We start from the raw sequence: 17,020 nt of genomic DNA on the forward strand, positions 1-17,020 counted from the left end.
CGAGTAGGGTGAGGCGTCACCGCCTCATCCCTCTCACAGAACCGTACATACGGACCTCGTATACGGCTCATGTACACAGTTATTTAGCGTAATTGCTAAACACATATCCCGTTTCAACATTCTCCAAGTTCATTAGCCCAAGTTCATCGAACCAACTATTTGGCATTGCGTAGCTTGCTAAGGGACTGCGTGCACTGCACCAACTCGTCATGTTGATGTGAGCGAACTTGCCTTTATAACCATGCTGTCGTAGCCAGCGATGGAGGCGGCTCGCCTTCTTCCATAACTTAAGTTGGATGCTGCGCAAGCGCCGTCTTAGCCAGCTCGCGAGTTGCTTAAATACCCTGCTCGCATTGGCTATTTTGAAGTAATAACTGAACCCTCTTAGCAGTGGGTTTAGTGCATTGATAACTGATTGCAGCGGCATTCCGCCATTGCGTTTCGTCATCTGCTTGAGCTTCGCCTTAAACGCGGTGAGTTTCTTGGGCTGGATGCGGGTATGTTTTGTCCCGATTTCAACACCAAGGAACTTCACACCATCATCACTGTGAGTGATGTGTGTTTTATCCGTGTTTACACTTAACTTTAGCTTTTCTTCTAAGATGTGTGTGGCTTGCGCTTTGGCATTCTCTGCCGCTGCACGACTGCAACACAAGATAAGGATGTCATCAGCATAGCGCACTATGCGGTGCCCTCGCTGTTTCATTTCCTTATCAAACGCATCCAGATAGATGTTCGCAATCAATGGACTTATTACCCCACCTTGCGGACTGCCTGTCTCTGTCTGCTGCCAATGCCCATCAACCATTACCCCACTTTCTAAGAACTGAGTAATTAACTTCAGCACGCTGCCATCACGCACCCGTCTTTTGATGCTCTTAATGATAAGCGTATGGTCCAGCTTATCGAAGCACTTCGACAGGTCCCATATCCACCACATGACGTCGTTTATATCGACGGATGAACATGGTGGCTTTATTAATGGCATCGTGACAGCTCCGCTTCGGTCTATAACCAAAGCTTGATGGATGGAACTGCTCTTCGAAGATGGGGGTTAGGAGGTCTTTCAAGCATTGTTGAACGACTCTATCCCTGACTGTTGGGATACCCAACAGACGCTCACCACCACCGTCTTGGGGGATAACAACCCGCTTTACCGGTTGTGGTTGATAACGCTTGGTTTTGAGCTCGAGAAGAAGCTGTGTGAGTTCATTATCCAGATTTGAGGCAAACGCACTCAGGCTCTGCCCATCTATTCCGGCCGCGCCTTTCGCTTTGAATACCTTTTTAAATCCCTTGAACAGTCTGGCTTTATTAAGCAAGTGACCGTACAAACTATAATAAACCCGCACGCTTCTCCTCGAAGATGGTGTGCTGTGTGGGGGCCGATGACTTCTTTTCGTGTTGGTCTATTTCACATGGTGTGTAGAGCGTGCTAGCCCAATGGCAATCTACTCAACGTTCCCACATTACTCCCATGTACCGTTTCGTAGCCAGTCCGTCGCTTCCGCGAAAAACCAAGTACGAAGACGTCGATAGCTAATCGATTCGTGTACCACTAAAAAAAACACCTGCTCATCACAGACTTACTATGTACTTCCGCCCTTCGCCATCCTTATCCGCTTTTGGCTGATAACGATGCCACCAAACACTGCTGATGGTCAGCTCGGTTTTACCCTCCACACCATTACTGGCTTTCACAGGCCGAACTTTACTCACTACTACGGCATCATCTGCCACCTCGCACCAACACCTACCTTGAGTCTTCTCTCGCATAGATGCTTCTGGCTTATCACCAGAGACGGTGTCAGGCTTCCCCAGTTACTGTGCTGGCTCCCTGTTAGAAATTCCACCCTCAAGCACAAAACAGGACTGACCGAGTATCGGGCTTCACGCTATTTTGCACGCTTACCCCCCTGTCTTGCCGAATCAGGTTCACTTGCGTTGTGTACCTCTAACTTCCTATGGCTTCCTTCAGACCCTGCTGTTGGCCAACAACGCCCTTGCCATTCGGATTATCTTCCCCTCAGTCAGGGTGATTCAGGTTTCTTTCAACCTGACGGGTTTGCCAGCTTCGCTGGGCAAACAAAAAGGGCGACTGAAAAGTCGCCTTCTACAGGGCTGAATTTACTCTTTCGCTACAGCAACCGAATAACCATGTTTCTTCAATAAAGCGTGCTGCTTCGCTTTACCAAGGTCGTGGGCTACCATTTCAGCACACATTTCTTCTACGGTAATTTCTGGTACCCAACCTAGCTTTTCTTTCGCCTTTGTTGGGTCGCCTAGTAGCGTTTCTACTTCTGCAGGACGGAAGTAACGCGGGTCAACTTCGACAATAACATCGCCAACTTTAACACCTGGTGCAATTTCATTATCTACTGCCGTTACCGTAGCTACTTCTTTCACGCCTTCGCCACTAAATTCAACAGTAATGCCTGCATTTTCTGCTGACATACGTACAAATTCGCGAACCGAGATTTGCTTGCCTGTAGCAATAACAAAATCTTCAGGCTCATCTTGTTGCAACATCATCCATTGCATACGTACATAATCTTTTGCATGCCCCCAGTCACGAAGTGCATCCATGTTGCCAAGGTAAAGCTTAGACTCTAAACCTTGAGCAATATTAGCGATACCACGGGTAATTTTGCGGGTAACAAACGTTTCGCCACGGCGTGGAGATTCATGGTTAAACAAAATACCGTTACACGCATAAATACCGTAAGACTCACGGTAGTTAACCGCAATCCAATACGCGTACATTTTTGCTACTGCGTAAGGCGAACGCGGGTGAAACGGTGTTGTCTCTTTCTGTGGAATTTCTTGGACTTCACCGTAAAGCTCTGACGTTGACGCTTGATAGAACTTAGTTTTCTTTTCAAGGCCTAAAAAGCGAATAGCTTCTAGCAAACGTAGTGTACCCATAGCATCTACATCGGCAGTGTACTCAGGTGCTTCAAAAGATACCGCAACGTGTGACTGTGCACCGAGGTTATATACCTCGTCAGGCTGCACTTCTTGCATAATACGGATAAGATTCGAAGAATCGGTTAAATCGCCGTAATGCAATTTAAAATGAGCATTTTCTACATGCGGGTCTTCATAAATATGGTCCACACGCTCCGTATTGAACAAAGATGCACGACGCTTAATACCGTGAACTTCATATCCCTTTTCTAACAAAAACTCGGCTAAATATGAGCCGTCCTGGCCGGTTACACCGGTAATAAGTGCTTTTTTCATTTTTAACTCTTTCTCTATATAAACTTTTATAGAACCTAACATTGATATGTATTTTATTGCCGTGAGCTCTAGATACATCTCCTAAGATAAAGACCTCAACGCATTGTATGTTTTTCAATAACCTATCAATGTTTTCCTATGGTCAGCATAAACTAATAAATTCTTCAATAGTAGAGTACTGCTTTAATTGTTCACTACAATACTCTTAAATATCATAGGTCTTAAAATCGTTTAATCCTTTTACGCGGTACAGTCTATCAGTTTATTGAGATAATTTGATTGAGCTTAGTAAAGATGAGTCGATCGCGGCCTGATAAGAATTTAGATAGTCGCCAAAATTTCGAAGCAGCTCACATTGCTCGTTAGAAAACGAAATTCCAAGGCAGCCAAGAACTTGCGTAGCAATTTCTATCAATAAATCGTTGATAGATTGGTTAAACACATAAAAAAGCCTCTTTTGGAACATGTGTTCCTCTATATACCTATCTATACTCACGTCTAAAACCCGTTCTTTTATGCTTAACTTTCTAAAGACTGGGCTATTCTTCCCGCCGTAACCTCACTGTCGATTGGCTCATACAATTTATCTAACGTGTCTTGAACCGACAATTTTAAAATAGCAGACTCAACAATTCTCCTGTCGTGATAATCACCTATAACACCCTTCAGTGTGCCACCTTTCGGAAGCCTTAATAGATAAAGGCCCAAAGCTATCCCCTATTAGCTGATGAACTATTATATCAACCTCTTTTAACAATTCGTTCAACAGTCCAGGATTATTTCTATCTAATGTGTGTATCGCAGGGACCGGCATATATTCAGCCCCATTGCCAATGTGTTGAATGATACTCCCCAGTGGTTTGGCTTGACAATTGGCAATTGGCAATTGGCAATAACCGTAAATTTAGTTACTTTATTCACAATATGAAAACTTACCTTGCAACGTTTAAGACAATATCTCGCTTGACTGAAACCGGACTCGGAAAGTCAGTTCAAATCTATTTTTTATCGTCATTTTTTTGAAAAAAAGAACATACTTCTAATAAGATACGCCCAACTATTTGATTCGTTATAATCCATAAATGCTGATTTGGCATTCGACGCAAAAAAATCATAGTTGTTTTTAATTGTGTTAATTGCTGAAACCATTGAAAATGGCGATAGGTACTTTATGGAAAGACCAAATTTATGTTTTTTCACAATATCACTAAGCCATGTATCCTGGATCGTTACGACGGGCTTTCCTGCTAACATCGCATCGACAATTATACCCGAAGTACGGTAGGCGAACTGCGGGGCTAGATATGGAATTACAATAAGGTCCGAATTAGCTAAGAGCATACGATATTCATCGTCAGTAACATTTTCTGGAATAAAAGAGAGTGATTCATATTTACTCGCATCTACATGCTCTAGCTTACGCGAAACAATTTTTAACTGCGAGGGATTTAATAATGTATGAGCTATAAAAGACTGAGTGATCGCACTACCTTTTTCAGGTCGTAGCGCGCATGGAAACAGAACAGTAAACTCTGCATTCGTTTCTCTCTCAATGTGAGAATTAGCTGGCGCTGGCAAAGGGTTAGCCATATGTTGTGTTGACACTTCTATTTTGTCATACAAAAAGTGAGATAACCTCTCTGTAACTGCTCTGACATTGTACGAATCCCTCTGCGCTTGTGCCTCTAATAAAATAGTTCGTGACTGAGGTGGTAGCACTGGAGCCAATTGCTTGTCGTCCAAAATAACAGACTCGTGAAACAAACAAATAGCAACTTTCAAGTCAAAACCGAAATCCCTAGCTCGTCTTTTAATCGAATTTAAGATATTTAAAATTTGAATAGAACCATAGTAGCAAAAAATTGAGATAACCTTACCTTGCAAACGTTCTTTATTATCTGCTAAATAAAGCTCCAATTCTGTTGCAAACTTTTGATAAGAAGCATGTTCTTCAAAATTTTTCTTCTTAGCCCAATCTGAACGACTTATAGCCCAACTATGCGAAGTAAAAGTGTTTACAGCTTCAGCGGTATATAAACTGACATCCTGCTTTTTATTACATAACACTGTGATATTTGAAGTAACCTGTTTCAATTCATTAATAAGTTGGTTATGCCAAGGAACGTAATGCCCATTGAGTCCTATACCATCTGGTTCTAATATAATAGCAGCATCAAACGTATAACCCTTTGAGTTGATTTCGTAGGTATCTCGCAATGCTGGAATATGGGACGGCGCTAAATGGCGAACTTTTATACCAGAGGCGACAGCCTTATCAATCATAACGTCTAATATATGACAATGCTCGAAGTAGTATTCGTTATAATCTATCTTAAAGAAACCGGGATGAACCTCTTGAATATTGTCCATTTCACTATTAATTTGAACAGACTTGCCATGTCCCCAAAAATAGTCATCATTCTCAAACGGCCTGCCGTCACAACCAAGTACATTCACTTTTTTCGAGAACGTAGTGGCGAGTGGAAATAAAAGAAGAGTTAGTATATTGGACGTTGTTTTAACTTTAAAAGTAGATTTCAGGTCCAGGTTAAAATCAATCTTATTGTCAAATTCCAATCCAATGATGCGATCAGTATATTTTGAAAAAATACTAGTCAATAATGAATAATATTTTAAGGGTATTACTATCGATATATCAGATGTTTCAAGTCTTTTAAGTACTATCTTTCTGAATTCTGCGGCATATCTAGATGCTCCAAAATGAAAAATCGGATCTGCAAAAACTAAAATTTTAGGAGACGTTTTTTTAAATAAATCATCATCGAGCACTGTGCTGTTGCACGCAATAACCAACGAATCTTCGAAAGAGTGTTTTGAATACTCTTCGACTGAGGGACCCGTGGCAAGGATCCAAGATGATTCATACTTCCCTAATTTGTCACATAAATTTGAAAATTTAGCCTGTGATTCTTTAGATTGTATAGTTAACTTTGTTGATGTATCAAACACACATTGAATGTAAAAAGAACCTTCTTGTCTCACTCTTCCTGGGTCAACGCGATAAACTCGCTTGTTTTTAAATTTAGACAAAAAAGAATTTACTTCTTCGGTTTCTTGCCATTTCATGATTACATCAGAATCTTCTAATGATTTTAAAAACTTATTTGGCTCATTATTAAAAGTAGCTTTTTTAAAAAAACTTTCTTCTTGCTTTAGGATATTGCTATCAAAGCTTTTTGGAATGTGGCGTTTTGCTAGATCGACCACAGGGTTAATCATAAACTCAACATTTAGTTCTATTGCGTGGGTAAAGTGCCAAACCGCTCTGTAATAGATATCGTTGAACTGCTCTAATGTTTCAAACTCTGGATAAAAAACAACTTTCAATTACTTATTCCTTTTAGCAACTTTTTAATCTGGATCGCTTAAACAACCATGAATGCCGCCCGTTGCATTTATACATGCACCATGAATAAAAGAAGCTCGTTCAGAACATAAAAATACCGCTAATTGCGCAACTTCTTCTGGTGTAGCGATTCTCGCAATCGGATGAAACGCCTCTAGCATTTTGTATTGTTCTTCCTTACCCTCGAAACCCGCTTTCAGCATATCGGTACTTACCGCCGCAGGCTCGATTGCATTAACTCGAACTGCATTACCAAGGTCAACTGCAAGATTCCTTGTCAAGGAACTAAGTGCGCCCTTTGATGTTGCATAAGATACGAAGTTACGTTTGGTCTGCAATGCATGTATGCTGCTAATATTTACAATAGCGCCTTGATTCAATTTTAGTGAGTCCAGAAATAACTGAGTCATAAAAAAAGGCGCTGATAAATTAACATTCAAGCTTGTTTGCCATGCCTGCCTCGTTATTTCCTTCGTATTACCGAGTATTTGTACAGCAGCGTTATTAACCAAACAATGCAAACCGCAATTGGAAGTAATTTCTGCCACTTTCGCTGCTAATATTTCTGCATATTCAACATCTAGTACTATTCTTTCTAAATCTATCCGCAAGTTTACAACTTCATTCGCGGTAATTTCAGATTCGGTGATGTCAGTAGCAATTACGGAATACCCTTCCTCGCTGAAAGCTTTTACAATAGCTTTCCCGATACCGCCATTAGCCCCCGTTACAAGTGCCCACCTTTTTTTATTACTTTCCACTAAGAAAACCCGCCATTTTTTCGAGCGCTTTCATTGTAGCTCGCTCTACACCTTCAACGGTATTCGAACCATTGTGCGAACCAAATATGCATTGCGGCATGTCTCGTAGAGGTGAATTCATTGGAAGCGGTTCTACTTCAAACACATCTAGCGCCGCTGCCGCTATATGGCCTGTTGTTAAAGCGTTAATGAGCGCTGTCTCATCAATTAGCGGCCCTCTCGCCACATTCACAACACGGCTTCCAGGCTTCATTAGGCTGAGGGTCTCTTCATTCAACATATGATGATTGTGCTGATTGAGTGCACAAGTAAAAATCAAAAAATCACACTCATTCAGCCCGTCTGGAAAGTTTGTTCTTTTTACGAAATCAAAACCTTGATTCCCCTCTATTCCTGGATCGTATGCAGTAACCGTTACATCAAATCCGCTAAGGCGTTTGATAAGATTTCGCCCAATATCCCCAAAACCAACAACGCCAATGTGCTTACCAGAAATACTCATACCCGCAGGCTTTGGCCAACCGCCCTCGCGTACGCCTCGATCTATAAAATAAGTTTGGCGTGCTAGGCCTAGCATAAGAGCAATGCCTACGTCTGCGACTTCACCACCAAACATATTTGGCGTATTCATTATTGGAATTCCGAGATCTTTACACGCCTCAAAGTCGACATTATCAACACCAATCCCCCATTTAACGGCAGCTTTTAACTTTCCCTCTACGCCAGCCTGAAAAACTTGTCTGGAAGCAGGGTCATCTCCGATAATCCAACCATCATAATCAGGTAATAGTTCGATAAGCTCTTCCTCTGACAGAACCTGGGTTGTTTTAGCGGGAACCAGTTCTAGCCCTAGTAGTCTTGCGGGTTCAACGAATTTGTGAAATTGGCCCAGCATTGGAGGGCAAGTTACTAAAACTTTATGCATCTTTTTTCCTATATTCAGCCAACGCTGCGACCATTTCCCAATCATGAGGCTCATCTATATCTAACGATTCCAATGGTGGTGTAACCATCATTAAAGGCGTTTCACCGATTCTTGCATTTGTTTTTAAAAACGAGTCTTTCGTAAAATAGAACAAACAAGAATTTTCTTCGAACCATGGCTCTAGGTCTTGAGTGCGTATTAAGTTATCCGGGTCATGATTCACCGCACTACAATCTTCTTTGTAAAAACGCGTTTGCACTTTATTTACCGTAAACAGCGAGTCATGCAATGGCGCATCATGAAATTTTTCTAGCCCCTGCTCTATGGTTTTTGCGGTAATCAAGGGGTTCGTAGTGTGTGTCATTATGTAAGTATCAGCCGTCACAGCCTCTATATCATCTGCAAGAATCAAATTCATGGACACTAAGTCCCCACAAAGCTCTTCTTTACGGTCTCTTATAATCACTCTATCAGTTTCGAATAAACCGTTTTCTTCTAAGATGTGGCGCGCATCGGTGTTAATCACTACTTTGTCTATCGCAGCTACTGCTAATAGCTCGTCTAAAATCCATTTAAATAGAGGTTTGCCCGCTAGTTCACGAAAATTTTTGCCTTTAACACGTTCGCTATTTGCCTTCATCGGCAGTAATGCGACAACTTTATTAGTCATATTGTGAATCCCTTTCTGTATCCAGAGGATAGAAATATTGTTTTTTCATTTTTGTAGAAAGTTTGCGATGTTCATGATTACCACGATAGGTGCCCCAGTAATGATAAAAGCGAAACAATAAAATCTCACCAAACTTTTTGAGTAGTAATTTGTCGCGAATTGCTGATGCACTATCTGCCATAACGCCAGAAATAAAGTAGCGAATAAAATCTGAAAATGAGAAGTGAACTTCCGGCATTATGCGCTGAAGTGCATAGGCCTCGCGTTCGTAACGCACTTTTACCTGCTTCCACGTTTCATCATGAATATGGTAAACAGGCGCCGTTGCAACATAACCAACTTTTTTACCTGCGTCGACAAGAAGCTTAGCGAGATACATGTCTTCTAAACCCGTCAACTCTTCGTTAAATTTGAATAACTCCCACGCTTTTCGAGTTACTGCCGCGTTAGCGTTATTACAAAAAAAACCCTCTTGGGGAATTTTAGAATATTCGGGAAACCACTTTTCAAAGTGACGATCCTCAGAATACTTTGTTGTGTCACGTCCCATTTGCCGACCATAAGAATAATCGACTATGCCATCTACCATGGGCTTGCAAAGCTCATCTAACCAAGAATCACTCGCGGGAATACAGTGCCCACTAACGAAAACTAAGAAGTCACCATTTGCAAACTCACACCCCATATTAAGTGAACGCCCAAATGTGAATTCAGACTTTTTAATGTGCGTGATTCTACAGTTGTGCGACTTTGCGATTTCTAGTGTTGAATCAGTAGACCCAGAGTCTATTATAACGACTTCGCAATCTACAATATTATTTCTTTGTGTAGAAATAGCTTGTAATAGCTCATTGAGGTAACGTTCTTCGTTGTACGTTCTTATAACTACGCTTGCTAACATTTTACTTCTTCATACTTAAAAACAGGTAATTTTCTACCCTTAACATCCATATCAAGCCTAATGAGCATGCCTGATTCGGGGTATAATTTCAATTGATTTGCGCTCATACCTTCATTGGCTGTAGTAATGAAAAGCTCATTCATGTTTACCCCACCGAACGCACAAGAAGTAGGTTGTAACGCTTTCAATTTAATCGACTTCAGCAACACTCCCTCATTAGAGTACTGATTTACAACAGCCGCCCCCCAAATCGCTAGCCACACGTTGCCATCTTCATCTAACGCGCCACCATCTGGGGTCCCTTTTGTAGCGCTTAAATCTAACCATATTTTTCGGTTTTTCCAATCCAAAGTACCATTTTCAAGCAACTCAATCTTAAACGTTTTTTGCAAGTATGAATCTGTAATAAGCAAATTAGTGCTGTCTAGCCAAATAAACGAATTGGGTATGCCAATATCTTCACCTTGAACTAATAAAGTACCTTTAGCGTCTACTGAGTAAATTTTTCCGTTTAAGCCGCTTGGGTGCTTTTCCATGGTTCCAAACCAATATTTGCCATCAGGGCCAACAGAACCGTCGTTAGTTCGCATTGAAGTTGGTTGGTCAATGGTGCAAAGTACCTTGTCGTGCTTGAAATTTTTACAGGTATGAAAAACCCTGTTCTCTTGGCTCACTAAAAAACCACGTTGAGAACAAACTATATTAGACACATAATCACTATTTCGCTGTGTCGTAATGTTGTTATGCGTATCTTGCTTGTGAATTGTGCCGCCAACTATATCGACACAGTACCAACTCGATTCGCCTTCTTGCCAAACAGGGCTTTCCCCTAAAATAAAGCGAGCATTTTGCATTGTACTTTTCTCTAGTTGAGCGCGCCTAAGCGCACCTTTCTATGAATTTTATCAACTTTTAAATAATTGTTCGTAATTCATTTTTTTAAAAATTGGGCACGCGCCATCGACGGTCGCGTCTATGATTTCTCTTCCGTTTTGTTCGAATACAGTTTTAGCAATTTTATAGTAGCGCTCAGAGTTGACTAAATCGGGATTATCCCATTTATGTCCTTTGAAATAACCCGTTGTAAAGTGATTCATATCATCCCCAACGTGAAGCTTCTCTTCATTTGGCTTTCCCTCGTAACTGAAGCGGTGATCCATACCAATAATCACTACTTTGCTAAAACCAAGATAAAAAGCAATTTGTAATGCTGCGTAAGTTACTGTATAGCCCTCTTGAACACCATCTCCTATATCGAATGAGAAATCTCTAGCATAATCTTTAGTGCGAATGATGTTAGTAAGCGGATCATCGACTATAAGGTGCTTTCCTCGGTCGCTTATAAACTTAACACTGGCCAAATCGGCTATTTCGTTGGCAGATTGTTCAATCACTTTTTTATTTACAGCGACATAATACCTAGGGTAAAACCCAAAACGCCTTAGCCCTAAATAAATTTTATTTAGACCGATAACAATCTCGTGCTTTAAAAAACCTAGGTCCATTTTGTTCAATGAAGGGCCATTACAGACTAAAACACAACGCTTTCCAACGTGTCGATTGTAATAAAGCTTGCTCGGCTTCATGAGCAAGTTACCGTACTGTCATAATCTAATCGCTTTACGAGCTTAGCGTAATTAGCTGAAGCGTTTATCTCAGAAATAAGATCATCTGGCAAAGCACGTCGTGTTCTAGGGGCGATACTACCACTACCACGCCCGCTATCACCAGTAACGTTAAAGCATGCAAATACATCTCTGTAAGCCGGTGAGTAAGGAAGGTTCAAAATATTCGCTATTCTCGTCATTGTTTTGTCGCTACTAGCAACAAAGTCTTCATATTTAATAATTTGATGAGGGTCAAATTGCTTTAAAAACAGAAGATATCTTTTACAATATTCATCAAAACTTTGAGGTTCGAAATGTAGCCAATTATTTAGCTTCATGGAAACATAACAATCTACTGGGTGCCTTACAGTAGCTAAATTCCATACATCATACTGCTGCTTTAAATTGTCAACCAACTGAGAACTTATTACTGCTTTAGGCCCTACACAATAGTCTGAATGCGTATGCTCTCGCAGAACCAAAAAACCACCATGCCTTGTGATATGCCTTAAAGTAATATCAATATTATTCTTAAGTATTTCCCAAGCTAACTCATCAACATTCGGCAAATTAGCATATCTAGCTAATGTCGTTATATCTGATGGGCTGAACTTTGGTTTGCCAGCACCTAAATGTAACCTTGTAGTAGGGTGAATCTCGCTTAACAGAAATGTATTTGGGAGCGCCGCAATACATTTGGAAATTAATGTTCCACCACTACATGCAAGATGGTGAATTATTCGAATTACTGGTTTAGAACGCTGCTTTTTTGCTACAACGGCTTCGCATTGCTCAAGTAAGCTTTCAGACTCTTGTATTATATTTGACGACAATGTAGGCAACTTCGGAAGTTCACTAACACTTCCTTCAATCAAAGCAAGCGCACTGTTTAACTCTTTGTGCAACTGCCCAAGTTCAACAGTATCTTTATTCATGCGAACCACTCGCAATCTCTGGGTGTTTCAACTCCAACGCATGATAAAACTCAGAAGCTTGTTTTAGCTTTACATAAAGTTCATTAACCAAGTTAGTTAACTCTTCTTCATTTTGAATTTTTTCTGAATATCGTTGTCTTAAATCGTCGAGGTCACTCTGTAGCTTTAAGTTTAATTTACTGGTTACGTCGCAAGTATTAGCGCTACGTTGTTCCAATTCTTTTGCTGTACTTATTTGCTTTGTAAGATGGGTTATTTGCTGTTCACTATCTTTCTTCAGTTGTTCTAACGCACCGCTCAACTGTTGAACTTTTTTCTCTTTCTGTTCAATAGTTCCATTAAGTGTATTAACTTTCTGTTGTGCTGAAGTCAGCTCATCGGTGATGCTAGCTATTTTTTCTTGAGCTTCTTTTTCTTTTATTTCATCTGCTTGCGTTACTCTTTCTAACTCTATTCTAATTTCTTCCATTTCCACTAATAGAGCGTTTTTCGCTTGTTGTGCATCTTCTACTACCCCTTCCGCGTGCGCTTTTGAATTCGCTAATTCTACGCGCAATTCGTCAATTTCTTTTTGCTTGGTGTTTGTCAAAAAGCTTTGATTCTTCTGAAACAACAGGTATTCAGTATCACCAAAAACAGGGAGCGGAATGTATTCATTGCACGTGAAAAAATTAATGTCTTGTTTATCTTGTGAAAGCAATGGTTGTGTAATAAATATAAAATCTAAGTTTTTTACAAGCTCAGTATTTTCATTTAGACCTTGTAATAGTAAGTCAGCACCAGCAACATCTAAAACAAGAAAATTAAGAAATTCTTCACACAACTCACTTTTTGAAAGCACGTCGTTCAGCGATCTTCCTTTTGCATTTTCTTCGCTTTTTAGCTTTACGTTTCCATAAGCCAGCTCTTTTGACGTTTTAAGTGAGTTAAAACGAGGGTTGTTATAAAACTTAACCATTCCTTCAGTTTGGTTATTGGGAAAAACCCATCCATTGTGCGCATTAGTAAACTTATACTTTTTTAACTTTCGCTCTAACGACTTAAAAAGCTGACAACTTGCTTCTACTGCAGTTAGCACTTTGGGGTTTAGCTCGCATAGTTCGGCAGCACGCCCTCCGCTACCCGCGCCAATATATACAATACTACCAAGCTGCTTTGCAGTGAACTTCATTAAGCCTTGTATGTAAAATTTAACCATATGACCCCCAACCTATTTTTAAAACCAATGTATTAAATTGCCAAACAAGCTGCGAAAGTAGCCGGGCGCTTTTTCATCAGGGCATTTAGGCACCCATTTTTCTCGTTTATGGTAAATGTAATTATAATCGTGCGCTAAACGATCAAACTCACGAGAAAGCCAGCAATCACCATTTAAAACAACTGGTATGTTAAAAAAAACAGCTAGCCATGCAAGACCAGAGCTTTTATATTGGTATTCATCAACGCTGTAAGTACAGTAAATGGCGTTTACACTCTTCAATTGCTTCACTAATGAGGCAGTGCTCCAATACTCTGTGTATAACTTCACTTGCTGATGCTTGGCACTTAATTCGTCAAGCGCACATATACTTTTTTTCAACTCTGGGTAATCCCAAGCAAGGGTGTACTGCACTATTAATATTACGTTGTTGTTATATTGCTTCAGCAGTTTTTCAATAAGGTTCGGAAGGGTGTTAAACCCTTTATTTTCTTTCGCATCACCTAAATACAATAGGAAAGTTGGTATTCCGCCTTTTGGTGTGTGAGTCGTAGATATCTGGCCCCAAGGAAGTAAGTAGCACGGATGAATACCTTGTACCAAAACACTTAATTCTTCATAAAACTGTTTAGTTTCAAAGTCAGAGGCAAAAAGCGATACCCCGTCGATTACCGAAAGCGCCGTAAACGCCTGCTTATACGACAACGATTTAATATGGTCGTCGCGGTCTCCGGGCATAAACATGCAGCATACTTTGTGCTGCGCACCATCAAGAGTACCTTGTTGCTGACAACGTGTTAACGCCAAGTTTAACGCAAATGCATGATCCCAATTTAAACACGGGTAAAAAAACGTTATCGTAGAATAAGTTTTTTGGTCGGTAACAACAGCGTTAAAACAGGACAAGTACTCGCTAGCAAGCATTCGTATATACCTTTGTGAGCTTGCTGATTTCAATGAGAACGCGCTATCGTAATTCTCATAAAAATTCGAATCGAAATGCTTTATAACACTAATACCCTGCTCTTCAGCTTGGGTAAGCAGCGAACCTGCTAGTTGCTTATGAGTAACTAGCGTAATGTTTTGCTTTCCCACATCATCGTAACTTGCAAGCGTACTTATCAATGCAGCATGGTGGCCACCTGCCTCCATCATGCCAGGGTCGATAACAAATACTTGTTTCATCAAGTGCTACTTTTCACTTTTACGGCTTAGAACGTTCTTCCATAAAAGTTTTACCAAGTCGTCTATTTCCTCTGCGTTGTCAATGCTGTCAGAAGCACTCTGATAAACAGTGCGTACCCATACTAAGTCGGTAGTATTTTGGGCGCGTTTAAGTTGTTCTAGTGTTTCGGCAGGTATTTTTACATACGGCCCATAGTCGTCTTCGCCAAAAAACTCCGACTCGTTATAAACAACATCATTAGTGCCGTCTCTAAGCTCTACATAAACCTCAGCATCGAATGTGTCTGGGTTGACGTTTTCAGCGCGTAACTTTATTTTGGTGTTATTGCCTTGCTGTGTAAAAACAATATGCTGGTAACTTCCTGCACTTACCACCTCCTCGCATACGAGTGTAACGTCTGATATTTCATGCTCTTCAGAAATTTGCGCAGCAGCAATGTCTGCTTCAATTTTTGGTTGTTGTGGCTCGGCTGAAGGAGTTAGCATTTTAACCGCAGCGCTCGCCCATGCTTCTTTGCTATGCGCTAATTTACGCTCTTCTATGTTCAGTTTTTCTAATATACTTGGGAGATTATTGACTAAATGTTTTATCAACTGGCTGTCTTGCGTGGCCAGGTCATTTAACTGCTCTAGATTATTTATCGCTAACGTTAACTTAGGGCCATAATCATCAGCTCCTTCTGGCGGCCAAGTAACAAGCGGTGCACTACCGTCTTCTAGCTCTCTAAATTCAATATTTAATGCATCGCTAAATTCGCCATTGCTGGCCGCACCTACTACATTGGCGGTAAGCTTTAACTCTAACGTGTTGCGCCATATGTTACCCAACAACACACCTTTAAATATTAACCACAAATGCTCGTAACCATCAGTAACGTACTCTTCACGCAATGAAACGCTGTCGAAGCTTAACCAGTTTGGTAATGTATCAACATGGTTTGATAGCGAAATAGCAGCCTTTCGCCAATTTCGCCAATGCTCCGGGGTTACCTCTGTGTTTGTTGATATATTAGGATTTTGTAACTGCTCGGCGATTATGTTAATACTGCACATTACTAGTAAACGCTCGGAAGCATCTAGTCGCTCTATCGTTTGCTGTTGCTGTACTTGCAAGTTTTCTGGGACAGTTAAAAAGTAACGAAGGTAGGCGCCATATTCGTCTGAAGAGTCTTCGAACTCTCTAAACAAACCTTCATTCTCTTGCGCTCTAAACTCTATACCAATATGACCAGCTACATTTATAAGCTTTGCTTTGACACTTTCTAACTGTTTATCATTAGGAAGAAAAACGTTATGAAGGGTTAAGTGAATATCTTGATAATCGCCCTCTTCGTATTTACCAGTTATTGAAAGCTCACTAGCGGCTGCTTTATTAAATACTTTGGTTTGAATTTTGTTACTGCTCATTGTGGTGTGCATGAATCCTTTTTGATGCGAACGTTCGCTCTCCTGCAAGGCAAGATAATAGTGCTCTAATTCTTCTTGAAGCTGAGATATTTGCAATGACGCAAGCTCTAACTCTAATTCGGTATTTTGTAGCTTTTCACTACTCATTGTACCTGCTCCTGCTCGTTCTAATTGCGCTTGTTGTAATTCGTTGTGAGCCTTTGCCAGCAACTCTTTGTCAAGCTCAGCTTTTTCTAAGGCTTTCTGTAGCTGAGAAAGCTGCTCTGTTAGAAATACGTGCTCTGTTTGCAACGCTTTAAATTGCTTATCTGTCTCTAGTAGCGTACTAAGTCTTGCAGATGTCTCTTTTTCTCTAACTTTAATGGCTTCGCATTCAGAAAAAGTACACTCTAGCTCTTCTTGTAATTGCGCTATTTGTAATACAGCAAGTTGTGCCTCTTCATTGGCGCTAGTAATCTTTTGCTGTAAGAGTAATGCTTGTTTATTAGACGCCTTTAGCGCTTGCTCTGTCGATTCTAGCTTGCTGACTTGTTTAACAGTAGCTTCTAGCTCTTCTTGTAACTGAGTAGTTTTCAGCAGCAGTAACTGTTGCTCTTCTTCTGCTGAGGCAAGCTTTGTTTGTAACTGCGATGCATTTTCATTCGACACTTTTAGCGCTTGCTCTGTCGGTTCTAGCTTGCTGGCTTTTTGGGAGGTAGCTTCTAGCTCTTCTTGTAACTGAGTAGTTTTCAGCAGCAGTAACTGTTGCTCTTCTTCTGCTGAGGCAAGCTTTGTTTGTAACTGCGATGCATTTTCATTCGACACTTTTAGCGCTTGCTCTG

Annotated in this window: 14 protein-coding genes; all 14 read right to left on the reverse strand. The window is 40.7% G+C overall.

Annotated elements, in window-relative coordinates; genetic code table 11:
- Positions 1-79: 79 nt before the first annotated feature.
- Entirely contained in the window at positions 80-988 is a 909-nt protein-coding gene (locus MHM87_RS18445) for a reverse transcriptase domain-containing protein (protein WP_239260578.1), read from the reverse strand.
- Positions 903-1,352, reverse strand: coding sequence for a reverse transcriptase domain-containing protein (locus MHM87_RS20010; protein ID WP_239260580.1), 450 nt, complete (start codon positions 1,350-1,352; stop codon positions 903-905). Before MHM87_RS20010 ends, MHM87_RS18445 begins: the two co-directional genes overlap by 86 nt.
- A 775-nt stretch (positions 1,353-2,127) precedes the next feature.
- Positions 2,128-3,243 carry a GDP-mannose 4,6-dehydratase gene (gmd, locus tag MHM87_RS18455; RefSeq protein ID WP_239260582.1) on the reverse strand — a complete coding sequence of 372 codons (1,116 nt, stop codon included), beginning with the start codon at positions 3,241-3,243 and terminating at the stop codon, positions 2,128-2,130.
- 1,011 nt (positions 3,244-4,254) lie between these two features.
- A complete protein-coding gene (locus MHM87_RS18460; protein WP_239260584.1) occupies positions 4,255-6,591 on the reverse strand; it encodes a hypothetical protein in 2,337 nt (778 codons plus the stop codon).
- Positions 6,592-6,615: 24 nt separating this feature from the next.
- The gene (locus tag MHM87_RS18465) at positions 6,616-7,371 is read right to left on the reverse strand and encodes an SDR family oxidoreductase (protein ID WP_239260586.1); all 756 of its coding nucleotides are present in this window, start codon (positions 7,369-7,371) and stop codon (positions 6,616-6,618) included.
- Positions 7,361-8,296 (reverse strand): phosphoglycerate dehydrogenase, encoded by a 936-nt coding sequence (locus MHM87_RS18470; protein ID WP_239260588.1) that lies wholly within the window; start codon positions 8,294-8,296, stop codon positions 7,361-7,363. Before MHM87_RS18470 ends, MHM87_RS18465 begins: the two co-directional genes overlap by 11 nt.
- Positions 8,289-8,966 carry an acylneuraminate cytidylyltransferase family protein gene (locus MHM87_RS18475; RefSeq protein WP_239260589.1) on the reverse strand — a complete coding sequence of 226 codons (678 nt, stop codon included), beginning with the start codon at positions 8,964-8,966 and terminating at the stop codon, positions 8,289-8,291. Before MHM87_RS18475 ends, MHM87_RS18470 begins: the two co-directional genes overlap by 8 nt.
- Complete coding sequence (locus tag MHM87_RS18480) at positions 8,959-9,867, reverse strand: glycosyltransferase family 2 protein (RefSeq protein WP_239260591.1); 909 nt, start codon at positions 9,865-9,867, stop codon at positions 8,959-8,961. Before MHM87_RS18480 ends, MHM87_RS18475 begins: the two co-directional genes overlap by 8 nt.
- The gene (locus MHM87_RS18485; RefSeq protein WP_239260593.1) at positions 9,861-10,721 is read right to left on the reverse strand and encodes an SMP-30/gluconolactonase/LRE family protein; all 861 of its coding nucleotides are present in this window, start codon (positions 10,719-10,721) and stop codon (positions 9,861-9,863) included. The genes MHM87_RS18480 and MHM87_RS18485 overlap by 7 nt, the downstream gene beginning before the upstream one ends.
- 51 nt (positions 10,722-10,772) lie before the next feature.
- Positions 10,773-11,453 (reverse strand): 6-hydroxymethylpterin diphosphokinase MptE-like protein, encoded by a 681-nt coding sequence (locus MHM87_RS18490; protein WP_239260595.1) that lies wholly within the window; start codon positions 11,451-11,453, stop codon positions 10,773-10,775.
- Positions 11,450-12,409, reverse strand: coding sequence for a sulfotransferase (locus tag MHM87_RS18495; protein ID WP_239260597.1), 960 nt, complete (start codon positions 12,407-12,409; stop codon positions 11,450-11,452). Before MHM87_RS18495 ends, MHM87_RS18490 begins: the two co-directional genes overlap by 4 nt.
- Positions 12,402-13,607: a hypothetical protein gene (locus MHM87_RS18500; RefSeq protein ID WP_239260599.1), complete on the reverse strand. Its 1,206-nt coding sequence runs from the start codon at positions 13,605-13,607 to the stop codon at positions 12,402-12,404. The genes MHM87_RS18495 and MHM87_RS18500 overlap by 8 nt, the downstream gene beginning before the upstream one ends.
- A gap of 18 nt (positions 13,608-13,625) precedes the next feature.
- A complete protein-coding gene (locus MHM87_RS18505; protein ID WP_239260601.1) occupies positions 13,626-14,792 on the reverse strand; it encodes a hypothetical protein in 1,167 nt (388 codons plus the stop codon).
- 6 nt (positions 14,793-14,798) lie between these two features.
- A partial coding sequence (locus MHM87_RS18510; RefSeq protein WP_239260603.1) for a hypothetical protein occupies positions 14,799-17,020 on the reverse strand: 2,222 nt, incomplete at its 5' end.

It is taken from the genome of Alteromonas sp. Cnat3-28 (assembly GCF_022348265.1).
In the GTDB taxonomy this organism is placed as follows: Bacteria; Pseudomonadota; Gammaproteobacteria; order Enterobacterales; family Alteromonadaceae; genus Alteromonas; species Alteromonas macleodii.